The sequence below is a fragment of the Arthrobacter rhombi genome (assembly GCF_039526245.1).
GTDB classification, from domain to species: Bacteria; Actinomycetota; Actinomycetes; order Actinomycetales; family Micrococcaceae; genus Arthrobacter_H; species Arthrobacter_H rhombi.
In genome coordinates, this window is the sequence record NZ_BAAAIV010000011.1 from 14,374 (window position 1) to 35,887 (window position 21,514).

Consider the following 21,514-nt stretch of genomic DNA (forward strand, 5'->3'; position numbering starts at 1 on the left):
GGACGGCTGACCATGGACTGGCTCAACGGTCTTGCGCACGCCCGCGACACCGGCACCGCCGGCATCCTCGCCACCATCGTCGAGGTCCGCGGACATTCACCCCGCGACGTCGGAGCGAAGATGTTCGTCTCATCCACCACCACATCCGGCAGCATCGGAGGCGGAAACATGGAAGCCACCGTGATCCACCGTGCCCGCACGATGCTCGACGAGGGGGCGACGACGATGGTCGACACCGAATTCGGGCTCAACGAACACGCACGGGTCGAATACGGCACGCAATGCTGCGGCGGCACCGTACGGGTGCTGCTGGAACCGATCGGGCGGCGCCCCACGGTGGCCATCTTCGGCGCCGGGCATGTCGGCCAGGAACTGGCCCGCATCCTCAGCCGCAACGAGCTGGTCCTGCACCTGGCCGATTCCCGGCGGGGCATCGTCGGCGACGCCCTGGCCACCACCCTGGGGGACGGGCCCGCCACCGTCCACCTGCACACCCTGCCGGCACCGGAGACGCTGATCGCGACACTTCCGGATGACGCGCATGTCCTGATCCTCACCCATGACCACGCCGAGGACCTGATGCTCTGCGATGCGGCCCTGCGCCGCGGAGGTTTCGCCAGCGTGGGCGTCATCGGTTCCTCGGCCAAATGGGCCAGGTTCCGCAAGAAGCTCGCGGCCGAAGGCCACCCGGAACCGTCCATCGACAGGATCCACTGCCCCATCGGTGCACCCGATCTCCGGGGCAAGCACCCAGCAGCCATCGCCATCAGCGTCGCAGCCGACCTCATGCGCGTCTTCCAGAAAGTTGCATCATGACCCACGACCGCCACCCACCCGCCTCGATCTTCCACGGTCTGGTCCTCGACACCCCCGAAGACCCCTTCTCCGGCGGGGAACTCCGTGCCGGGGAATGCGCGCTCGCCGTTCACGACGGCGTCATCACCTTTCGCGGTTCCCTGGCCGAAGCCCAACGACTCCACCCCGGGGCGGAGGTCACCCAGATCGACGGTGTGCTGCTTCCCGGATTCGTGGACACCCACGTGCACTATCCGCAGCTGCGGATCATCGGCGGGCTGGGCATGCCGCTGCTGCAGTGGCTGGACCGCTGCGCGTTGCCGGAAGAGGCACGCATGGCCGATCAGGAGTATGCACAGGACGTGGCGTCGGAGTTCGTGGACGGGCTGGTCGCGGCCGGCACCACCACCGCCCTGGTGTTCGGTGCCCACTTCGCCTCCGCCACCGATGCCCTGTTTGCCACCGCATACAGCAAGGGGTTGCGCATGACCGCCGGCCTCGTCGTGGCCGACCAGGAGCTGCGCGGGGACCTGCTGACCACCCCCGAGCGGGCCGCCAGCGAGGCAGCCGCGCTGATCGCCGCCTGGCACGGCAAGGGCAAGCTGCGGTACGCCGTCACCCCGCGCTTCGCCCTCTCCGCGAGCGAGGCATTGCTGGACTCCTGCCGCCGGACGATGGAGAGCGCCCCCGATCTGTTCTTCACCTCCCATGTGAACGAGAACCCCGCGGAAATCGCCGTCGTCGCCGGGTTGTTCCCGAACGCCTCGAGTTACAGCGACGTCTATGACCGGCACGGCCTCCTGGGGCAGCGCAGCCTGTTGGCCCACAACGTCCATCCCACGGATGCGGAATTGGCCCGGCTGGCAGAAGCCGGCACGGCGGTGGCCCACTGTCCGTCGTCGAACTCCGCGCTGGGCAGCGGCCTGTTCCCGCTGCGCCGACACCTGGACGCCGGGGTGCGGGTCTCGCTGGGATCAGATGTGGGAGCCGGCACCGGGTTCAGCCACTTCAAGGAGGGTCTCCAGGCCTACTTCCACCAGCAACTGCAGCCGGACGGCCTGGAGCTCGGGCCCGTACACCTGCTGTATCTGGCCACCCGCGCTGGGGCGCTGGCCCTGGGCCACGACGACGTGGGCCACCTCGGCGTCGGTGCCGTCTTCGACGCCGTCGAGGTGGCCCCTGCCCCCGGAACCACACTGCACGCCATCCTCCGCCAGGCCGGGAGCGCGGACCGCGCACTGGCCGGCATCTTCGCCAACGGGACCAGCGCGGACATCCACCGCGTCTGGATGGGCGGCGTGGCCAGCCCCGCCCGCCCCGGGCGCGACTCCTCCGGACACCCCACCCCGGAGGATCCTTCCTCGTCATTCCCGCCCCGTGAGCCACGCCGTCGTGGTCCACTGCTCCTTCAAGGAGAACCATGAGCATCAACACGCCCAAACGCACCAGCCGAAAACCCCGGACCTCCACACCCCGTGGGGGAGCGGTTGACCGGTACTTCGGCATCACCCGCCTCGGCTCGAGCTACGGCACCGAGATCCGTGCCGGCATCACCACGTTCCTGGCGATGAGCTATGTCATCTTCGTCAACCCGAGCGTCCTGAACGACGCCATGGCCGGGCAGATGCCCGACGTGGGCAACCTGTTCACGCAGCTGGTCATGGTGACCTGCATGGCGGCGATCCTCGGCTCGCTGTACATGGGCCTGATTGCACGGTATCCGTTTGCGCAGGCACCCGGCATGGGGCTGAACGCGTTCTTCTCCTACACGGTCGTGCTCGGCATGGGATACCGGTGGGAGACGGCGCTGGGGGCCGTGTTCATCTCAGGTGTCCTGTTCATCATCCTGAGCGTCCTCGGCGTCCGCCAGGCGATCGCCCGGGCCCTGTCCGGCAGCATGAAATATGCGATCACCGCGGGCATCGGCGCGTTCCTGGCCTTCCTGGGGATGAAGAACATGGGGTTCGTCATCAAGAACGACGCGACCCTGGTGGGCATCGGGGACGTCACCCAGCCGCACGTGTGGCTGGGGCTCTTCGGCCTGCTGGTCATCGCCGTGCTCATGAAGCTGAAGGTCAAGGCGGCGATCCTGCTGGGCATCATCGCCACGACGCTCGTCGCCATCATCGGCCGTCTGCCGGTCTATCCCGGCTCCGAGGAAGGCAGCTACTCCGCGTTTGGCGGATTCGGGGGCTCGATCGTCCAGATGCCGATCTGGCCCAGCGACCTCGCCTTCCACCTCGACATCCCCGGGGCCCTGTCGGCCGGGCTGCTGTCGGTGGTCTTCACGTTCTTCTTCGTTGACTTCTTCGACGCCACCGGAACGCTCACCGGTCTGAGTCAGCGATCGGGCATGATCGGCAAGGACGGCGAGATGCCCCGGGCGAAGACCCTGTTCTCCATGGACGGGCTCGCGGCGCTCAGCGGTGCAGTGCTGGGCACCTCGACCACGACCGCCTACGTCGAGTCGGCGGCAGGGGTGGAGGAGGGCGGGCGTACCGGGCTGACCGCCGTGACGGTCGCCGGGTTCTTCGGCCTGGCCATGTTCTTCTCCCCGGTCATCGCCGCCGTGCCGTCATCGGCCACGGCGCCGGCGCTGATCCTGGTCGGGGCCCTGATGATGGAGGGGGCCCGCCATGTCGAATGGGCCGACATCTCCGAATCGCTCCCGGCGTTCCTGACGATCATCGTCATGCCCCTGACCTTCTCGATCGCCGAGGGAGTGGCCATCGGCCTGGTCGCCTACGCGCTCATCAAGGTCTGTTCCGGCCGGGTCAAGGAGGCCCACTGGATCCTCTACGTGATTGCCGCGCTGCTGATAGTCCGGTGGGTCTGGCTCGGTTGACGGTTCCGCCCGGGGGGATCACCGGGAGTGCTCAGTCGTCGTCGTGCCCGGTGAGGTCGATGACCTCCAGCACCTCGGAGGGCGGGTTGAGCATGATCGCCGCCTCGTCCCGGCGATGGCGCAGGATCGTGTCGATGTAGGACTCGATGGTCTCGGTCATCGGGACGTTGCTGCCGCGGCGTTCTGAAATGAACCAGCGGTGTTCGAGGACCTCGTGGACCAGTTGCGCCGGTTCGAGCTTGCCGTGCAGTTCGCGCGGGATCGCCTCGGTGATCTTCTGGAAGACATCGCGCACCCAGAGCGCGGCGTTGATCTCCTCGTCCATCTCCGGGTGCTTGCGGACCCGGTAGGCATCGATGTCGTTGAGCAGCCGGCGGGCCTGGAACTCCTGGACGTCCAGCCCCGTCAGGCGCAGCAGCCGGCGCTGGTGGTGGCCGGCGTCGACGACCTTCGGCTGGATCTGCAGTTGCGCGCCGTCGGGAGTGGTGCGCAGGGCGATCTCGTCGACGTCGAAGCCGAGCTTGTTCAGCCGCCGGATGCGCTCGTCCACGCGCCAACGTTCCTGCAGGTCGAAGCGGTCCTGCCCGGTCAGCTCCTGCCATAGCCCGTGGTAGCTGTCCATGATCTGTTCGCTGGTGGATAGCGGGTCGACAGTCTCCTCGATGAGCCCGGCCTCCATCAGGTCCATCAGCTCCCCGGCGATGTTCACGCGGGCGATCTCCAGATCGTATTCGCGTTGTCCTGCGGAGAGCTCGGGGTAGAGCTCGCCGGTCTCGGCGTCGACCAGATAGGCCGCGAAGGATTCGGCGTCGCGGCGGAACAGCGTGTTGGACAGCGAGACGTCACCCCAGTAGAAACCGACCAGATGCAGCCGGACCAGCAGCAGGGCCTGGGCGTCGATGAGCCGGTGCAGGGTCTTGCGGCGCAACCGCTGGGAGAAGAGGGCCCGGTAGGGCAGCGAGTACTTCAGGTGCCGGGTGACCAGGACGGGATCCAGCTCCTCGCCGGCCTCATCCAGGCGCCCGGCGATGACGGCGACCGGCTCCACGCAGGGAACGCCGAGCCGGTTGAGCTTGCGCAGCATGTGGTATTCGTGCCGGGCGATGTGCTCGCCGGTCTCCTTGACGGCAATGACCGTGTCCCGCAGCAGGGCGAAGCGGACCACGTGGCGGGAAATGCCCCGGGGCAGTGCCGCGAGGTTGCGGGCCGGCCAGTCCTCCAGCCGGATGTGCCAGGGCAGGTCCAACAGCGCAGAGTCCATCGTCGCCGAGGTGATGTTCAGTGATCCGCCCAGCGGCGGGCGGGCCGGCTCGTCGGCCACGGTTTCGCGGGGGAGCTTGCCCCGCTGGGTGTAGTCGGTGGGCTCGTTGTGCCAGCTGGCGTAGTGGCGGGTCATCGCATCCTCGGTTCGGCGCTGGCCCGGGCTGTCCCGGGCGGGAACGACGGCGGCCCCGCCTTCGCGGAGGAAGGCGGGGCCGCCGTCGGCTGCGGGGTTGCTACTCGGACTCGGTGGCCAGGGCGTCCACGTCGGCCAACGACGCCTGCGGGGCATCGGCGGCCGCCGGATCGCCCAGACGCAGGCCCGTCCGGGTGTCGAACATGTGCACGTGCCCGGTCTTGGGCCGCACATGCATGGTGTCGCCCTTGAAGGGGGGCTTGCGGCCGTCCACGCGCAGGACCATCGGGATGTCGCGCCCGTCCAGGGTGGCGTGGCCGTAGACGTAGGCGTCGGCGCCCAGTTCCTCCACGAGGTCCACCTCGACGGCCAGGCCCTGGCCGGCGGCTACCGGCTCCAGGTCTTCCGGGCGGACACCGGAGGTGATCGTCTGGCCGTTGGCCGACTGCAGCACGTCCGCATCCACGGGGTAGGTGTGGTCGCCGAACTGGATGCCCTCGGCGACGGCCGGAAGCTCCAGCAGGTTCATGGCGGGGGAGCCGATGAACCCGGCGACGAAGACGTTCATGGGACGGTCGTAGAGGTTGCGCGGGGAATCGACCTGCTGCAGGATCCCGTCCTTGAGCACCGCGACGCGGTCACCCATGGTCATGGCCTCGACCTGGTCGTGGGTGACATACACGGTGGTGACACCCAGGCGGCGGGTCAGCGAGGCGATCTGGGTGCGGGTCTGCACGCGCAGCTTGGCGTCGAGGTTCGAGAGGGGCTCGTCCATGAGGAAGACCTGGGGCGAGCGGACGATGGCGCGGCCCATGGCCACACGCTGGCGTTGGCCGCCGGAGAGCGCCTTCGGCTTGCGGTCCAGGTAGTCCTCCAGGTCCAGCAGCTTCGCTGCCTCGCGGACCCGTTCGGCACGCTCGGCCTTGTCGACACCCGCGATCTTCAGGGCGAAGCCCATGTTGTCGGCGACCGACATGTGCGGGTAGAGCGCGTAGTTCTGGAAGACCATGGCGATGTCGCGGTCCTTCGGCGGGACATCGGTGACGTCGCGGTCGCCGATGAGGATGCGTCCTGAGTTGACGTCCTCCAGCCCGGCGAGCATGCGTAGCGAGGTCGACTTTCCGCAACCGGAGGGGCCGACGAGGACGAGGAACTCGCCGTCCGCAATGTCGAGGTTGAGCTTGTCGACTGCGGGCTTCTGGGTGCCCGGGTACAGCCTGGTTGCGTTGTCAAAGGTGACAGTGGCCATGATTGATCAATCCCTTCACGGGCAGGTACGTGCCCGACGGTCCGTTGTGAATGGTGTCACAATCATCGCACGCCGAGGACCAATTGCAACAGGTCGGGGACGTCGCCGATTCCGTCGACCCGGAAACCGGCACGGGTTCGGCCCGGACCGATCTTCACGCCGAGGTCACCGGGGCGCAGTACCGCGAAGGCATCCTCGTCGGTGACGTCGTCCCCTGCGAAGATCACTGCGTCGGCGTCGACGACCTCGCGCAGCCACTCCAACCCCGCACCCTTGTTGGCCCGGATGACCGAACACTCGAGCACGTTCTTGCCGTCACCCAGGGTCAGCCCCTTGAGGTCCTCCAGCCGTCGACGGGCCGCGCGCAGGGCGGACGTGCCCACGGTGGGTTCTGCTTGCCTGACGTGGAGCACGACGCCGGCGGGCTTGTGTTCCACCGTGGTCCCCGGGTGGGTGGCGACGATCTCGTCAAGCACGGCACCCACCTTCGTGAGCAGGACCGTTTGCGCGTCGTCGAGTTCGATGGACTGGTCCCATGTGCCGGCCAGCGCCTCGGGCGCCCAGCGTTCCCCGCCGTGGCTACCGACAAGCAGGACCTGCGGTCCCGGCTGCGCGGCGGCACGCAAACTCGCCAGATCCCTGCCGGAGAGTAGTGCGGTGACGGTGTTCTCCGCGGCCCCCAATTCGGCGAAGGCCTCCGCGGAGGCGGGGAGTGCGCGGGCGTCGGCGGGGCGGTCGACGAAGGGGGCCATGGTCCCGTCGAAGTCCATCGCCACCAGCAACAGGCGGACATCGCGCAGACCATCGACGGCTCGGCGCAGGCCGATCTCCAGAGCCATGGCTAGTCCTCCTCGGTGCCGGCCGAAGCCAGTGAATCGAGGAAATTCTGCGACCAGCGGGCGACATCGTTGGTGGTGATCTGACGGCGCATGATGCGCATCCGTCGGGCCGATTCCTGTTCCGGCATGCGGATGGCCTCCATGATCGATTCCTTGAGCCCGTCGATGTCATGCGGGTTCACCAGGACGGCGTGGCGCAGCTGGTCGGCGGCGCCGGCAAATTCGCTGAGCACCAGGGTGCCGCGATTGTCGGCGTGGGCGGCCACGTACTCCTTGGCTACCAGGTTCATGCCGTCCCGCAATGCGGTGACCAGCATGACGTCTGCGGCCAGGTACAGGGCGACCATCTCCTCGACCGGGTAGCTGTGGTGCAGGTAGCGCACTGCGGTGTGGCTCATGGTGTCGTACTCGCCGTTGATCCGCCCGACGCTGCCCTCCACGTCCTCGCGCAGGGTGATGTAGTGGTCAACATGTTCGCGGCTCGGGCTCGCCACCTGGACCAGTGTGGCTTGTCCGACCTTGAGCTCCTTGTCGGCCAACAGCTCGCCGAAGGCCTTGATGCGGTGTCTGATGCCCTTCGTGTAGTCCAGTCGGTCCACGCCGAGCAGGATCACCTCGGGGTCCCCGAGGTCGGCCCGGATCTCCCGGGAGCGCGCCAACACCTGGGGGTCCTGCGCCAACCGGTCGATCAGGGCGGAATCGATGGAGATGGGGTGGGCCTCGGCGCGGGCGATCCTGCGCGGTGTGCCGTCCTCGTCCTGGACGTGAACGCGCTGGGATTTCACCGTGAAGCCGAGGTAGCGGCGTACGCAGCGCAGGAAGTTGTTGGCATCGGACTGGCGCTGGAAGCCGATCAGGTCCGCACCGAGGATTCCCTCCAACACCCGGTGGCGCCAGGGAAGCTGGGCGAAGATCTCCAGTGGAGGGAACGGGATGTGGTTGAAGAATCCGATCTTCAGGTCAGGGCGCATGGCCCGTAGAAGGCGCGGGACGAGTTGGAGCTGATAGTCCTGAACCCACACAGTGGCGTTCTTCGAAGCGGCGGCAGCCGCGGCCTCGGCGAAGCGCACGTTGATTTCGCGGTAGCGGTCCCACCACGTGCGGTGGAACTCCGGGGGCATGATGACGTCGTGGTAGAGCGGCCACAAGGTCGAGTTGGAGAACCCCTCGTAGTACAGCTCGACATCTTCCTGGCTCAGCGGCACCGGGACCAGGTGCATGCCGTCCTCGTTGAATTCGTCGAGCTTTTCGTCGGTGGCTCCGTGCCAACCGACCCACGCACCCTCGGTGGAGGCCATGACGGGCGCCAACGCAGTGACCAGACCGCCGGGGGAGCGGCGCCACTCGGCAGTGCCGTCCACCGTGGTGACGCGGTCCACGGGGAGCCGGTTGGCGACCACGATGAAATCGAAGTCACCGGTCACGGCCTTCTTCGGAGCGGTAACGGGCGCGCGGCGTTCGCGGGACGCCGCCGTACTACGGGGATCCTGGATGCTGCTCACGGTGTCGGACACGGCTTGCCTCCTTGGCCTGCTGGGCGGTCTCTGTTGCCCTGAGCTTATGCGGCATAGGCCGACCGTGCATTGTCATGCGTCGAAGAGCGGATGCCGTTCACGGGAGACACACAGCTAAGGTGCCCTAAACTAGATGGGGATTCCCCGACCGACTCCTCCACAGAAGGAATGTTCTTTCATGGCTTCAAACGCCCCGCGGCCCAACAAGGCCGAGAGGACTGCTACCGCCCGGGAGCAGGCTCGCAAGGTCTACGAACAGCAGCAGGCCGCATCCAAGCGCAAGTCCTTGTTCCTGAAGCTCGGCGTCGTCGTGGCCGTCATCGTGATCATTGCCGTCATCGTGACGATCGTTGTGCAGAACAACAACAACAATGGCGACGTTGCTGCTTCCGGGCCGGCGCCCGCTCACGGTAACCAGTACGGCGGCTACTCACTGACCGCCGACGGGCTGGCCGAGACACCCGCTGCCACAGTGGACATGAACAAGATCCCCGAGGCAGGAAAGGGCGCCGACGGCAAGAAGGCCCCGGCAGGCCTGAAGGCCGCCAAGAAGGGGGAGCCGGCCCACGTCGTCATCTACGCCGACATGAGCTGCCCCGTCTGCAAGCAGTTCGAGGGGCAATATGGTGCCGAGCTGTCCAAGATGTCCAAGGCGGGCGACATCGACCTGGAGTACCGGATCGCGACGTTCCTAGACCGGACGTCGCCGACGAACTACTCCTCGCGAGCCGCCAACGCCGTGGCCTGCGTTGCCGACTCCAAGCCCGAGGCCTTCAACGCCTACCTGACGGCCCTGTTCGAACAGCAGCCCGAGGAAGGCAGCGAGGGGTTGCCCAACGCCAAGCTTGCCGACATCGCCCAGCAGTCCGGGGCCGGCGACATCTCCTCTTGCGCTGACGGAACCAAGTTCCGCCCCTGGGCCCAGTACGTGAACACCACGTTCAACAAATACGAGGTCGGCGGTACCCCCGCCGTCTACATCAACGGCAAGGCTTGGGACATGCAGTCCGAGGACCTGCAGAAACTGCTGGACAAGGCAGTGGCCGACAGCAAGTAAACCGGTTGCCCCAGCGCTACGACGGATGGTCCCGCTTCGGCGGGGCCATCCGTTTTCCGGTCAAGAGTGCACCTGGGCTAATCTTGTTCATGCTGCCGGTCGCCCGGCAGATCCGCCTCCTTAGCTCAGTTGGCCAGAGCACCTGTCTTGTAAACAGGGGGTCGCCGGTTCGAATCCGGCAGGGGGCTCCACTTGGAAACCGCGTGGCGACGCTCGAAAGCATGTTGGCGACGAACCACAGCCACGAATCCCCACGGTGTGCAGTACCCCAGGGAACCTAGTACCGCTCTCGAGTCGAAGTCCTACCTATTCGTTTAGGACTCTGCGGTCTCCGCATCGGATGTCGGTTGAGGAACGTCGGGACTGGTCGGCCGTCCAGGGATGAAGTAGAAGATCCCCAGCGCGATGCAGACCGCCAGCGTCAGGTACGGACTCATCAACCCCAAGAGCGCCGCCACAAGATACGTGGGGCCGGCGATGGCCGCGCGCAAGAGCAACGAGCGTTGCTGACCGCGGGTCAGTGGACCGCGCAGGAGATGCGGACGGCGCACCAGAACGAGGAATTGCAGCACCAGGAACACGGCGGATGTCACGAGGAACGAACCGGCGTAGATCGCGGCAGCTAGATGTCCACCGGAGTCGGCATCGAGGTACGTGGCGAAGAGTGACGTGCTGAAAGGCAACGCCACGATGCACATCAGCAACAACAGATTGACCACGAGCACCGCATGGTCCACCGATTTCAGCCTCCGGAGCGCTGCATGGTGGTTGATCCACATGATGCCGATGGCCAGGAATGAGATGCCATATGCCAAGTAGTTGGGCCACAAGTTGAGGAGTCTGGCAGCGAGGTCTTCGCTACCGTCGGGCTCCGGAACCCGTAGGTCCAACACGAGCAACGTGATGGCGACGGCGATGACGCCGTCGGAGAATGCTTCGACCCGGCCGATCCCATACATTTCCCGTGGCGGGCCGACGGGTGGATGCTTGCTTCTCATACGTCATTAAGGCACGACCGCAACCGCGCCACAAGGCATGATCTGCGCTCAACTGCGCAGCACCTGGTGCACGAACTGGACCGCGACCGATCCCTCGCCGACCGCCGATGCGACCCTTTTGATCGAGCTGGCCCGCACGTCGCCCACGGCAAACACTCCGGGTGCGCTCGTCTCATAGAGGAACGGATCGCGCTCGCCGTCGGCAGTGCGATGGCGTTGGTCGCCGAGCGCGGGGCCCGTGAGGATGAATCCGCGGGAGTCGCGCAGGATTTGGGGAGGCAGCCAGTCGGTGCGCGGGGATGCCCCGATGAACACGAACAGTGCCGAGACGGAGAGATTTTCGGTGGATCCCGTGCCGGCCTCGAGGACCGTGACGGTCCTGAGCCGCTCGCCTCCATCCACTGAGTGGACCGAGGCGCCGCAGCGGACCGAGATGTTCGGGTGCCCGGCGATCTGTTCGACCAGGTACGCGGACATTTTTGCGTCGAGTTCCGGGGCGCGGCACAGGATTGTCACGGATCTCGCGTACCCGGCGAAGAAGACGGCCGCTTGGCCTGCCGAGTTCGCGCCACCCACCACGACGATGTCCTCGTCCCGGACAGAATCGCGTTCGCTCAGTGCTGCACCGTAGAAGACACCGCGTCCCTCCAACCCGGCGCTGCCGGGCACCTTGAGGCTGTGATAGGCGACCCCGCACGCGAGGATGACGGCGCCGCAGCTGACCGCAGCACCGTCTTCCAGCTCCAGCCGGGGGTAGGGGCCGGTGAGGTCCAGTCCCACGATGGCGGTGGGGGAGAGCACGTCCACGTGGAATCGTTTCGCCTGGGTCACCGCCCTGCGGGCCAGGTCGGATCCCGAGATGCCGTTGGGGAAGCCGAGATAATTTTCGATGCGCGATGACTGACCGGCTTGTCCGCCGGGGGCGAGTTGTTCGATGCAGATGGTGCGCAGTCCCTCGCTGGCTCCGTAGACGGCGGCCGCGAGTCCTGCAGGGCCCGCCCCGACGATCGCCAGATCGAAGGATTCGGCGTCGGCATGGGTTTTGTGGCCCAGCGCGGCGGCCAGAGTGGCGAGCGTGGGGGAGTGGAGGGTGTCTCCGGTGGGTGTGATCACCAGAGGGAGACCGTCTGCCCCGGCCGCCTCGGAGAGGAGCCGGCCCTCCTGGCTCACATCGACGTCGAACCATTTCATGGGGATCTGGTTGCGCTGCAGGTAGTCGCGGATCTCGTGGGTACTGGCCGACCAGCGGCTCCCGACCACCCGGGTTACCGTCTGGGGTGGCTGGTGGTGGGCGTGCCAGTCACCGAGCAGATCGTCGACAACGGGGAACAGTCGCTCTTCGGGCGGATCCCAGGGCTTGAGGATGTAATAGTCCAGATGCAGCTCGTTGATGGCACCGATGGCCACGTCGGTGTCGGCGTAGGCGGTGAGCAGGACAGTGCGTACTCCAGGGAATAGTTCCAGGGCGCTGGTGAGCACTTCCGACCCGTTGACGTCGGGCATGCGCTGGTCCGAAATCACGATGGCCAGGGGATCACCGCGCACCGTCAGCTGGTGGAGCGTCTGGACCGCTTCGGCGCCCCCCGAAGCTGTCAGGATCCGGTAATGGCGACCATACCGGCTGCGCAGGTCGCCGCGGACGGCGCCGAGCACCGCCGGTTCGTCGTCGGCGACGAGGATGACCGGGCGGAGCGGGGTGGGCTGGTTCTCGGTCATGGGAGGCCCCTGGCCGAGGGGGCCTCGGGCGTTTGATCGGAGACCGGACGTCGGGGAGGTAGCCAGACCCGGAACACGGTGCATCCGGGAACAGAATGGACGTCGATGGTTCCTCCCGTGCCGCGGATCATGTTGAAAACGATGTTCAGGCCCAGACCCGTCCCCTGCCCCGGAGGCTTGGTTGTGAAGAACGGATCGAACACCTTGCCGACCGTCGCGGGGTCGATGCCTGGACCGTCGTCCTCGATCTCGACGGCAACCCCCTCACGTTCCGCCCGGGTGCGGATGGTCAGGCTCCCCGATCCGCCGAGGGCATCGGCGGCGTTGTCGATGATGTTGGTCCACACCTGGTTGAGCTCACTGCCCAGGGTCTCGATCCGTGGCACGTCGGGATCATAATCGCGGACGACCTCGATGCCCTGCTTGAGCTTGGACTGGAGCATGACGAGGGTGCCGTCCAAACCCTCATGCACGTCGACATCCTGCACCGACGCGCGATCCATGTAGCTGTAGTCCTTCAGTGCGCCCACTATTTCGGAGATCCGCGCCGAGCCGTGCCCGATCTGCGCGATGAGCCCGTAAGCGGTTCGTGCCTCTGCCAGGGCGGTGATGGTGCTTCCCAGATGGGCTGGTTCGAAGGAACCCGCCAGGGCGTCCAGTGACTCGGGGTCCAGCCCCAGGTCCACGAGCGGCCCTGCAGCATCCCAGGATTCGTCGAGGCCGTGCTCGGCCAGCCAGGTCTCCACGTCGTCTTCGAGATCGCCTCGGCTGACGGGATCGAGCCGGTCCGCACCCGCCGTCTGGCTCGCCGCACGCTCGATGAGTTCGGCCAGCTGCCCCGCTTCGGTGGGATCCTGTGCCGCCTGGGCCAGTGTGAGCAGTGCAGCACAGGTCTTCGTGAAAGCGCCTTCCAGCAGGGCGGCGCCGCGCCGAGCCGCAGCGGCCGGATTGTTCAATTCGTGGGCCAGCCCCGCGCTGAGCCGTCCGAGCGTGGCCAGCTTTTCGCTCTGGATAAGCGCCGCCGAGCGTTCAGCCACCTCTTCCTCCAACTGTCGTTGGTAGGCAGCTTGCAACGCCTCGGTTTGCTTGCGATCGCTGACGTCCCGGAAAAAGGTGTGCGTCGCCACGAAGACCCCGTCCCGGAACCGGCCCGTCGCATTACCCTCCACCGGAAACGTATGTCCGTCCTTGGCCACGAAGGTGACCTCCACGCGATCGAACGACTTCCCGCTCATGATCTGGCCGATGAGCAGGGTGCAATGGTTGTGGTCCACTTCGGCGACGATGTCGAACAGGGTCAACCCGGCCAGTTCCTCCGGGCCATAGCCGAGGAGATCGTGCCAGGCGCGGTTGACGAATCCGAAGTGGCCATCGGGCAGGATGCTCTGCACGATGTCGTGTGCGGATTCGATGAGGTCCAGATACCGCTGTTCGCTCTCCCGCACGTGCATTTCGGCGTCGTGCTGGGGAGTCAGATCGCGGATGACCGCGCGGAGGCATTGTTCCCCGGGGATCCCTACGACGGTCCATGACAGCCAACGGGTGGATTGATCGGCAGCCAGAAAGCGGTTCTGGAAGCGGGCCACAGTGCTTTCACGGGCGGACTCGAGCTTCTCGACGGTGCGCGTGGCGTCGTCCGGGTGGACGAAGTCGGTCAGGGGCCGCGTGAGCAATTGCCCGGGGCTCCAGCCGAGGACTTCCCGCCACTCTCCGGTGGCTTCCTGGATGTGCCCGTCGAACCCGACAACGCACGCCAAGTCAGCGCTTTGGTCCAACAGACGTGCCGCGACCGCACGCGGCCATGCATCGATGCCGAGCCCATCGTGCGGCACGGGACGCCCTCTTCAGGGACCTTCCGCCCGGCGGACCGCGGACGGTCCTTGGAATATACACCCGTTTGACAACAAATGGAGGGGGTGGGGGATGGGGGCCGAGAAGGCGGCTACCGCGCGTTGGCCACGAGGAAATCGAGGGCCCGGCAAGCCCGCCAGGTGGCCCAGAGGAGAAATATGGTCGAGCCGATGGCCGCAGCTCCGGCGAGGGCCGTTGGCACGGACAATCGATCCGCGGTCACGTCGAAGCCGAAGAATGCCACCACGCCGAGCGCGACGGAGATGACCCACAAGATCAGGGCGACGGCGAAGAGGCCTGCTACCGGGTGTGGACGTTTCATGGATTCCCCCTGCGAACGCCGGCCGGGAGTCTCAGCTGGATGCCCGGACACGTGGACTTTTGGCCATGCTATCGCAGGGGCGAAAGTCCTGGACTTGAGGGCGGGTGTTGGCGCTGGTCTGCCTCCCGGCGGGCATCTATTCGCTCTGGTCCTCGACGCTGACGCCGGTCACGTTGTCCAATTCCGAGAGGTGGTGGACCAGCACGTTGAGGTCCCCGGAGCCCTCGATTTCCAGTTCCACGCTGACTTCATCGGGCCGCACCTGTCGTTCGGCCCCGTTGAGGAGCCGGCTTATGGTGCCACCGCTGCCGGCGTCGCGTTGGGTGGTGAACCCCTGGATCTGGAAGCCCAGTTTGGTGCAGGTCTGCAGGATCGAACGCAGTGCGCCGGTTCCATCGACATAGCTCGCCTGCAGCGCATGGTCGGTTCGGTTGCCCAATGATGTGCGGCGGACGATCCAGGGGTAGGCGTAGGCCACCAGATAGTGCGCGAGGACTACAAATACTGCCGGGATGACGAGCCCTGCTCCCGAAGCGGTGCCCACGGCGGCAGTGAGCCAGATCGACGCCGCGGTGGTCAACCCCCGGACACGGTTGCGCCGCACGAAGACCAGGCCCGCACCGATGAAGCCGATGCCCGAAACGATTTGAGCCGCCACCCGGGATGGATCGAGGTTGATGTGGTCCTGCACATCAGCCGCAATGACGTCCGCAAAACCGTACTTGCTGACGATCGTGAATAGGGCTGCGCCCAAGCCGACGAGCGTATGCGTGCGCATGCCAGCAGATTTGGCCTTGAGCTGGCGCTCGAACCCGATGGCCGTGGAAAGGACCAGGGCAACGGCGAGGCAGATAAGCATCTGCCACCAAGTGGTGCCCACTCCCAGGATCAAGGGTTTTCCTCGAGCCCGTGCTCGGCTAGTGCGGCCTTCCAGATCCGCAGTGCCTTGGGGCCGACGCCGTGCAGCCGGGAGATGCCTGACCAGGATCGCGCAGACAGATCTTCCAGCGAGTTGATGCCGGCATGGTCCAGCGCCCGCGCGGCGGGAGCGCTGGTCCACGGCAGGTCATTTTCCGGTGTGGCCTCCATGGGGCGGACTTTACCCCATGCCTGCTCCGCGCGTTGAGGATTGGTGCGCCAGCTGGGTGGGGACGGAACTGGTTGCCCGCCACACCTAACGGTTGCCCGACGGCGGTCGACAGTAGCAGCCGGACGCTCGTGGGCCAAAATGGTATCCGGACTGGTCCACGGTGCCGCGGAGACACGCCGCAAGCGCCGAGCTCGTAGCCCCGCCCGGCGGTGGCCCCCGATTGGAGACACTGTTGATGAAACTCGACCACCCGGCCCGGCGGATCGTCGCGGCTGTCGCCTTGGCCGTAGCGCTCGCAGCAGGCTCCGTGGGAGGGCCAGCAGCAGACATGGCGGTTGCCTCCACGGCGAAACAGACGTCCGCGAACCTCAACCTGCGCACCAGTGCATCCACGTCTTCGCGCTTGGTGACGACGCTGAAGAAAGGGACCAAGGTCAGCGTCTCCTCCACGCGGGGCAGCTGGTCAAGGGTGTCGGCCGGGAAGAAGACTGGCTGGGTGGCTTCGAGGTACTTGGTCAAGCCCGCCTCCGTCACGAAGAAGCCGACGCCCACGAAGAAAGCAGCGTCCAAGGCGCCGACGAAAAGGCCGATCGACAAGGTCACGACGGCGAATCTTAACCTGCGCAGCGGCGCCTCCTCGAAACACAAAGTCGTCAAGGTCCTGAAGAAGGGGACCACGGTATCCATCACGTCGACCCAGGGGACCTGGTCCAAGGGCTCGGCCAGCGGTAAAATCGGGTGGTTGTCCTCCAAGTACCTCAAGAACCCACCGAAGCCGGTGGCCAAGAAGCCGGCCCCCGTAAAGAAGCCAGTGGCCAAGGTTGCTACCACGAACGTTAACCTTCGTTCCGGAGCCTCGACGAAGTACAAGGTCATCACGCAAGTGAAGAAGGGTGCCAACGTCTCCGTCACGTCGACCCAGGGAACCTGGTCCCAGGGCAAGACGGGCGGCAAGACCGGGTGGCTGCCCTCGAAATACCTTGCGACCCCCCCGAAGTCGGCTCCGGCGCCGAAACCGACACCGTCCAAACCGACACCGTCGCCTGCCCAGCCAGCTGCGCCCGTCACCTTCACCACCACTTCCAACCTCAACCTGCGCGCGTCGGCCCCCGCTGGTTCGGTCTTGGCGACAATTCCCACCGGCGATACGGTCACGAAGACCGGTTCGACGGCACAGAGCGGAACCTGGGTCCAGGTGAAGTACGGATCGATGACCGGATGGGTTTCCGCGTCTTACCTCAAGGCAGCGGCCAAACCTGGTTCCACCCGGGTCCCCGCCAGCTTTGCCGTGTCCGGCGCGGGGTGGGGACACGGCGTGGGCATGAGCCAGTACGGCGCTCAGGGCCAAGCCCTGGAAGGGCGGAGCTCCAGCGCGATCCTGAACCACTACTACGCCCCCGCGACGATGTCATATACGACGTCCCGGGCGGCGTCTGACATCCGCGTGCAGATCCTCTCTACCTCGTCGTCGTCCATCACCGCAGCGAATGGTTCGCTGCGGTTATTGGATGGATCAAAGATCCTGGCCACGACGACCGGGACAGTTGGCCTAACGGTGAAGTCGGGCAAGGTGAACGCGAAGGTCGAGTCCAAATCCTTCACTCCGGCCGGCAAGCTGACGGTGCAATGGCAGAACACCCGATTCTGGGGTTCCGGTTCGAACGCCACCACCGTCGCCGTTCCCCGGGCCAACGACGGCTACGGGACGGTGAACTACCGTCATGGCAAGCTCGAAGTGGGGATCCTCTCGGGCAAATTGAACCTGGTGAACGTCGTGCGCCTGAATGACGAGTACCTCTATGGGCTGGCCGAGATGCCCTCCTCGTGGCAGCCGGCGGCCCTTCAAGCCCAGGCAGTCGCCGGTCGGACCTACGCAATGCGGAACATGTCCTCGCTGAAGAAGAACTGCGACTGCAACGTCTATGACGAGGTCGCTTCCCAGAAATTCACCGCCTGGAATAAGGAGAACGAGGGTGCCGACGCCTACTACGGCAAACGGTGGAAGGCAGCGGTCGACGCGACCACCCGCCGCACTGCAGCGGGAACGCCGGTCTCCGGCGCCGTGCTGTTGTATTCCGGCTCGCTGATCGACGCCGTCTACTCCTCGTCCACCGGCGGCATGACCCGCAGTTCGGCCACTGTCTGGGGGAGCAACCATGCGTACCTGCAATCGCGTGATGACCATTGGTCGCTGCTGGCCTCCAGTGGCAATCCGAACCGGTCGTGGGCCAACACCGCGTCCCAAGTGCAGGTCGCCAAGGCCTTCGGCGCCAGTAACGTAACGGCGGTTAAGATCGCCAAGAACAGCGACCTGACCATCAAGTCCGCCACTGCCTCCACCTTGTCCGGGGCGGTGCATACGATCAGTGGCTCAAAGTTCCGTTCGGGCATCGCCACCAAGAGCTCTTGGGTGACCAGCGTGATCGGCCGATAGGGGAAGGGGGTGGGCCTGGCCGTCCCGACCCTGGAAAACGAATCGGCCACAGCAAACCTGACCTATGATCAAAGTGCGCTGGGACTGGGTGGTCCGGCGCCGCTTGGGGCACTCTGCCCGCAAGCAGGGGGGAAGCGGCCATTCCGCTGCCCACTTCATCCACATCAAGGGCAGTACCCCGTTATTCCCGACCTGTGAATGTTGAGCGCAAAAATGAACAAGACGAAAAAACTGTTGTGGTCCACCATGTCCGCAGCCGCACTGATTGCCGGCACCTTCGGCGCCGGCCCCGCGTACGCGGCACCGGCCAAGGACACCGTGGTGTCCCCGCTGAAACCCAACACCTATCGGTTCTCCTCCACCCAGGGCCCCCGCTGCATTCCGGTGCGCAACGGCACCACGATGCACCTGGGCCAGGACCTTCCCGCAGCCAACGGAAGCGCCATCTATGTGGTGGCCGATGGCACCGTGACCGCAACCCACAACGGGGCATACGGCGGCTCCGCCGGGTACATCGTCGTCCGCCACGTGCTGGGCGGCCAGACCTATTACACGGCCTACATCCACATGTACAACGCCGGGAAGTACGTCCGGGCGGGCCAAAAGGTCAAGGCCGGCCAGCGGATCGCCGATGTCGGCAGCTCCGGTGCGTCCACGGCCCCGCACCTGCACTTCGAGGTCTGGGGGTCCGCCGGGTGGATGAAGGGTCCGACCATCGAGCCGATGGCCTGGCTCAAGCGCTACGGCATCGACATGAAGCGCCACGCCACCACGGTCTACAACTTCACCCTGCCCACCAGCTGCAGCTACTGGGCCGCGAGCGACCTGAACTTGCGGGCCACCGCGTCGTCGTCCTCCAAGATGGTCAAACTGGTCCGCAAGGGCACACCGATGACCTCCGTGCCCGGCGCCTATTCCAACGGCTACGTGCGGGTGACGGCGAATGGCGTGAGCGGCTGGGCCCTGCACGGCACGGTCTCCCCGAGCCGGGTCGCAGCCAACCCGCAGACGATCGACGTCACGCCGGTCGCCGCCAGCCTCTACTACTACGCCACCGCGAACGTGAACTTCCGCCAGGGCCCGTCGACCGGATATGCGGTGCTGGGCACCGTGCCGCAGGGGACGCGCGTCAAGGTCACCGGCACCTCCAACGGATGGCTGCGGGTGGTGCACGGCTCGAAGACCGGATTCGCTTCCGCCGGCTATTTCAACCGGACCGCGCCCGCTCCCGTGAAGGCCCCGGCCAAGACGCCGACCCCTGCGAAGCCGGCACCGAAGCCGTCGGCTCCCGCCAAGGCGACAACGCTGCAGGTCAAGTCCGCCGTATACCTGCGCAAGGGGGCCAGCACGAAGGACGCAGTGGTGATGGTCCTGCCGGCCGGCGCCAAGGTCAGCCAGGTGTCCGCCGCGGCGGGCTGGTCGAAGGTCACGTACCAGGGCAAGACGGGCTACACGTCCTCGGCCTACCTCGTGACCCCGCCCAAGTCCCCCGCCAAACCGGCGCCGAAGCCTGCCGCCAAGCCCAAACCCGTCGTCAAGGCGCCCGTGAAGAAGGCCCCGGCCAAGACGACGACGAAGCAGACCAGTGCCAACCTCAGCCTGCGCAAGGGGGCCTCGACCTCCACCTCGCGCCTGTTGGTCATCCCGAAGAACGCCAAGGTCACCGTGGCCTCGACGTCCAAGGGCTGGTCCAAGGTCACCTATCAGGGCAAGACCGGCTACGTCTCGGCCAGCTACCTGAAGAACGTCGCAGCGGCGAAGCCGGCGGTGAAGAAGCCAGCGGCCAAGAAGCCAGCGGCCAAGGCCCCGGTCAAGAAGGCGCCCGCGAAGACGTCGACCCGGAAGGCAACCGGGAACCTCTCCCTGCGCAAGGGGGCCTCGACCTCCACGGCACGCCTGCTGGTCATCCCCAAGAACGCCAAGGTCACCGTGGTCTCGACGTCCAAGGGCTGGTCCAAGGTCACCTATCAGGGCAAGACCGGCTACGCCTCGGCGCAGTACCTGAAATAGGTCAAGCCAGGAGTGCACGACGGCGGTGTCCCCGCCCGGGTGCCCACCCCCACCAGGGTGCGGTGTCCGCGGTGGAGGCACCGCCGTCGTCCCCTGTCGGGGGTGGGCGAATCCGCCGGCGCGAATTTGGTGCCGGGCGGTGCCTCCGGTACCCTTTCTAGGTACGCCTCCGCGGCGCGCGACCCCGGATCTTTAGCTCAGTTGGTTAGAGCGTTCGCCTCACACGCGAAAGGTCGCTGGTTCGAGTCCAGTAAGATCCACCACACGAGAAGCCCCCGGCAGCTGCCGGGGGCTTTTCGCATGTCGGGGGACGGGTCAGCCGGCGAGCATGTCCAGCACCAGCGGCTTGACCTTCTCGCCGAGCAGCTCGATGCTGCGCTGCATGGGGCCGTGGGGGAGCGTGCCCGCGCTGTACTTGATGTCGATGCGCGAGAGCCCGAGGGTGCCGGCGATCGTGGCCATCTTGCGGGCGACCGTCTCCGGGGATCCGAGCAGCAGGTTGCCGTTCTCCCCGGCGGAGGCGTTGAAGCGGATCCGGCTGGCCGGCGGCCAACCCCGTTCGGCGCCGAGCCGGTCCATGGTGCGCTTGTAATGCGGCCAGAGGATCTCGGCGGCTTCCTCGTCGGTGTCGGCGACCAGGCCGTGCAGGTGGGCGCCGATCTTCTGCGGCTGCTGGCCGAACTCCTCCAGCGAGCGATGGTAGAGCCGCGTCAGCGGTTCGAACGCCAACGGGTCCCCGCCGATGATCGCCAGGAACAACGGCAGGCCGTGCCGTGCGGCGCGGACCACCGATTCGGGGCTGCCGCCCACGCCCACCCATGCGGTGAGTCCCTCGGCAGTGAGCGGGAAGACGCGGGCGCCGCTCAGCGGGGCACGGGTGCGTCCGCTCCAGGTCACGGGCTGCTCCTTGAGCAGCTTGGCGAACAGGGCCAGCTTCTCCTCGAACAGGACCTCGTAGTCGGCCAGATCGTACCCGAAGAGCGGGAACGACTCGACGAAGGAACCACGGCCCAGGATCGTTTCGGCGCGTCCGTTGGACAAGGCATCCAGTGTCGCGAAGCGCTCGAAGACGCGGACGGGGTCATCGGAGCTGAGTACCGTGACGGCCGATCCCAGCCGGATCCTCTCGGTCCGTGCGGCGATCGCGGCCAGCACCACCTCGGGGGCGGTGACTGCATAGTCGTCGCGGTGGTGCTCGCCGACGCCGAAGAAGTCCAGGCCCGACTGTTCGGCGGTCACCGCCTCCTCGACGACGTTCCGGATGACCTGTGCGTGGGGGAGTAGGGTGCCGGCGTCGTCTTCGGTGACGTCGCCGAACGTCTCGACGCCGATCTCAAGTTGTGTCATGGGTCCTCCAGAAGTGGTTTATATGCATTCGCATACAATAACCTCGGTGGT

The 21,514-nt window shown here is 66.3% G+C and carries 17 protein-coding genes and 2 tRNA genes; 8 read left to right on the forward strand and 11 right to left on the reverse strand.

Going from position 1 to position 21,514, the window contains the following annotated elements:
- Positions 1 to 12: 12 nt before the first annotated feature.
- Genes xdhC through ABD088_RS09515 form a run of 3 tightly spaced genes read left to right on the forward strand, consistent with a single transcriptional unit; the run spans position 13 to position 3,640 of the window.
- On the forward strand, positions 13 to 816 hold the full coding sequence (xdhC, locus tag ABD088_RS09505) for a xanthine dehydrogenase accessory protein XdhC (protein WP_343901692.1): 804 nt from the start codon (positions 13 to 15) through the stop codon (positions 814 to 816).
- Positions 813 to 2,219, forward strand: a complete 1,407-nt coding sequence (locus ABD088_RS09510; RefSeq protein WP_343901693.1) for a guanine deaminase — start codon at positions 813 to 815, stop codon at positions 2,217 to 2,219. Before xdhC ends, ABD088_RS09510 begins: the two co-directional genes overlap by 4 nt.
- Positions 2,216 to 3,640 carry an NCS2 family permease gene (locus tag ABD088_RS09515; protein ID WP_343901694.1) on the forward strand — a complete coding sequence of 475 codons (1,425 nt, stop codon included), beginning with the start codon at positions 2,216 to 2,218 and terminating at the stop codon, positions 3,638 to 3,640. The genes ABD088_RS09510 and ABD088_RS09515 overlap by 4 nt, the downstream gene beginning before the upstream one ends.
- A 31-nt stretch (positions 3,641 to 3,671) precedes the next feature.
- Here the strand turns inward: ABD088_RS09515 and ABD088_RS09520 are convergent, their stop codons facing one another.
- The 4 genes from ABD088_RS09520 to ABD088_RS09535 form a co-directional block, all read right to left on the reverse strand.
- A complete protein-coding gene (locus tag ABD088_RS09520; protein ID WP_343901695.1) occupies positions 3,672 to 5,036 on the reverse strand; it encodes a DUF4032 domain-containing protein in 1,365 nt (454 codons plus the stop codon).
- Between the two features lie 100 nt (positions 5,037 to 5,136).
- Positions 5,137 to 6,285 carry an ABC transporter ATP-binding protein gene (locus ABD088_RS09525; RefSeq protein WP_343901696.1) on the reverse strand — a complete coding sequence of 383 codons (1,149 nt, stop codon included), beginning with the start codon at positions 6,283 to 6,285 and terminating at the stop codon, positions 5,137 to 5,139.
- A 62-nt stretch (positions 6,286 to 6,347) separates the two neighbouring features.
- The gene (otsB, locus tag ABD088_RS09530) at positions 6,348 to 7,124 is read right to left on the reverse strand and encodes a trehalose-phosphatase (protein ID WP_343901697.1); all 777 of its coding nucleotides are present in this window, start codon (positions 7,122 to 7,124) and stop codon (positions 6,348 to 6,350) included.
- A gap of 2 nt (positions 7,125 to 7,126) precedes the next feature.
- On the reverse strand, positions 7,127 to 8,617 hold the full coding sequence (locus tag ABD088_RS09535) for an alpha,alpha-trehalose-phosphate synthase (UDP-forming) (protein WP_372711209.1): 1,491 nt from the start codon (positions 8,615 to 8,617) through the stop codon (positions 7,127 to 7,129).
- Between the two features lie 199 nt (positions 8,618 to 8,816).
- Here ABD088_RS09535 and ABD088_RS09540 point away from each other — a divergent pair, with 199 nt between their 5' ends.
- Together ABD088_RS09540 and ABD088_RS09545 are read left to right on the forward strand one after the other, a co-directional pair.
- Entirely contained in the window at positions 8,817 to 9,695 is an 879-nt protein-coding gene (locus ABD088_RS09540) for a DsbA family protein (RefSeq protein WP_343901698.1), read from the forward strand.
- Positions 9,696 to 9,809: 114 nt separating this feature from the next.
- Positions 9,810 to 9,886, forward strand: a tRNA-Thr gene (locus ABD088_RS09545).
- A gap of 123 nt (positions 9,887 to 10,009) precedes the next feature.
- Here ABD088_RS09545 and ABD088_RS09550 read toward each other — a convergent pair.
- The 6 genes from ABD088_RS09550 to ABD088_RS09575 form a co-directional block, all read right to left on the reverse strand.
- Positions 10,010 to 10,693: a TMEM175 family protein gene (locus ABD088_RS09550; RefSeq protein ID WP_343901699.1), complete on the reverse strand. Its 684-nt coding sequence runs from the start codon at positions 10,691 to 10,693 to the stop codon at positions 10,010 to 10,012.
- A gap of 48 nt (positions 10,694 to 10,741) precedes the next feature.
- Positions 10,742 to 12,409: an NAD(P)/FAD-dependent oxidoreductase gene (locus ABD088_RS09555; protein WP_343901700.1), complete on the reverse strand. Its 1,668-nt coding sequence runs from the start codon at positions 12,407 to 12,409 to the stop codon at positions 10,742 to 10,744.
- On the reverse strand, positions 12,406 to 14,241 hold the full coding sequence (locus ABD088_RS09560) for a PAS domain S-box protein (RefSeq protein ID WP_343901701.1): 1,836 nt from the start codon (positions 14,239 to 14,241) through the stop codon (positions 12,406 to 12,408). The genes ABD088_RS09555 and ABD088_RS09560 overlap by 4 nt, the downstream gene beginning before the upstream one ends.
- Positions 14,242 to 14,351: 110 nt before the next feature.
- The gene (locus tag ABD088_RS09565; RefSeq protein WP_343901702.1) at positions 14,352 to 14,582 is read right to left on the reverse strand and encodes a hypothetical protein; all 231 of its coding nucleotides are present in this window, start codon (positions 14,580 to 14,582) and stop codon (positions 14,352 to 14,354) included.
- A gap of 136 nt (positions 14,583 to 14,718) precedes the next feature.
- Positions 14,719 to 15,474: an MgtC/SapB family protein gene (locus tag ABD088_RS09570; RefSeq protein WP_343901703.1), complete on the reverse strand. Its 756-nt coding sequence runs from the start codon at positions 15,472 to 15,474 to the stop codon at positions 14,719 to 14,721.
- Positions 15,471 to 15,671: a helix-hairpin-helix domain-containing protein gene (locus ABD088_RS09575; protein ID WP_343901704.1), complete on the reverse strand. Its 201-nt coding sequence runs from the start codon at positions 15,669 to 15,671 to the stop codon at positions 15,471 to 15,473. Before ABD088_RS09575 ends, ABD088_RS09570 begins: the two co-directional genes overlap by 4 nt.
- A gap of 236 nt (positions 15,672 to 15,907) precedes the next feature.
- Between ABD088_RS09575 and ABD088_RS09580 the strand changes: the two genes are divergently transcribed.
- The 3 genes from ABD088_RS09580 to ABD088_RS09590 all read left to right on the forward strand — a co-directional run bounded on the left by ABD088_RS09580 (position 15,908) and on the right by ABD088_RS09590 (position 20,379).
- The gene (locus ABD088_RS09580) at positions 15,908 to 18,106 is read left to right on the forward strand and encodes an SH3 domain-containing protein (RefSeq protein ID WP_343901705.1); all 2,199 of its coding nucleotides are present in this window, start codon (positions 15,908 to 15,910) and stop codon (positions 18,104 to 18,106) included.
- A 213-nt stretch (positions 18,107 to 18,319) separates the two neighbouring features.
- Positions 18,320 to 20,116 carry an SH3 domain-containing protein gene (locus tag ABD088_RS09585; RefSeq protein WP_343901706.1) on the forward strand — a complete coding sequence of 599 codons (1,797 nt, stop codon included), beginning with the start codon at positions 18,320 to 18,322 and terminating at the stop codon, positions 20,114 to 20,116.
- Positions 20,117 to 20,302: 186 nt separating this feature from the next.
- A tRNA-Val gene (locus tag ABD088_RS09590) sits at positions 20,303 to 20,379 on the forward strand.
- A 52-nt stretch (positions 20,380 to 20,431) separates the two neighbouring features.
- Here the strand turns inward: ABD088_RS09590 and ABD088_RS09595 are convergent.
- Entirely contained in the window at positions 20,432 to 21,463 is a 1,032-nt protein-coding gene (locus tag ABD088_RS09595) for an LLM class flavin-dependent oxidoreductase (protein WP_343901707.1), read from the reverse strand.
- Positions 21,464 to 21,514 lie beyond the last annotated feature (51 nt).

Bases quoted from the DNA above. Each gene is read 5' to 3' on its own strand.
- xdhC (WP_343901692.1), top strand. From the start codon at position 13: ATGGACTGGCTCAACGGTCTTGCGCACGCCCGCGACACCGGCACCGCC.
- ABD088_RS09510 (WP_343901693.1), top strand. From the start codon at position 813: ATGACCCACGACCGCCACCCACCCGCCTCGATCTTCCACGGTCTGGTC.
- ABD088_RS09515 (WP_343901694.1), top strand. From the start codon at position 2,216: ATGAGCATCAACACGCCCAAACGCACCAGCCGAAAACCCCGGACCTCC.
- ABD088_RS09520 (WP_343901695.1), bottom strand. From the start codon at position 5,036: ATGACCCGCCACTACGCCAGCTGGCACAACGAGCCCACCGACTACACC.
- ABD088_RS09525 (WP_343901696.1), bottom strand. From the start codon at position 6,285: ATGGCCACTGTCACCTTTGACAACGCAACCAGGCTGTACCCGGGCACC.
- otsB (WP_343901697.1), bottom strand. From the start codon at position 7,124: ATGGCTCTGGAGATCGGCCTGCGCCGAGCCGTCGATGGTCTGCGCGAT.
- ABD088_RS09540 (WP_343901698.1), top strand. From the start codon at position 8,817: ATGGCTTCAAACGCCCCGCGGCCCAACAAGGCCGAGAGGACTGCTACC.
- ABD088_RS09550 (WP_343901699.1), bottom strand. From the start codon at position 10,693: ATGAGAAGCAAGCATCCACCCGTCGGCCCGCCACGGGAAATGTATGGG.
- ABD088_RS09555 (WP_343901700.1), bottom strand. From the start codon at position 12,409: ATGACCGAGAACCAGCCCACCCCGCTCCGCCCGGTCATCCTCGTCGCC.
- ABD088_RS09565 (WP_343901702.1), bottom strand. From the start codon at position 14,582: ATGAAACGTCCACACCCGGTAGCAGGCCTCTTCGCCGTCGCCCTGATC.
- ABD088_RS09575 (WP_343901704.1), bottom strand. From the start codon at position 15,671: ATGGAGGCCACACCGGAAAATGACCTGCCGTGGACCAGCGCTCCCGCC.
- ABD088_RS09580 (WP_343901705.1), top strand. From the start codon at position 15,908: ATGAAACTCGACCACCCGGCCCGGCGGATCGTCGCGGCTGTCGCCTTG.
- ABD088_RS09585 (WP_343901706.1), top strand. From the start codon at position 18,320: ATGAACAAGACGAAAAAACTGTTGTGGTCCACCATGTCCGCAGCCGCA.
- ABD088_RS09595 (WP_343901707.1), bottom strand. From the start codon at position 21,463: ATGACACAACTTGAGATCGGCGTCGAGACGTTCGGCGACGTCACCGAA.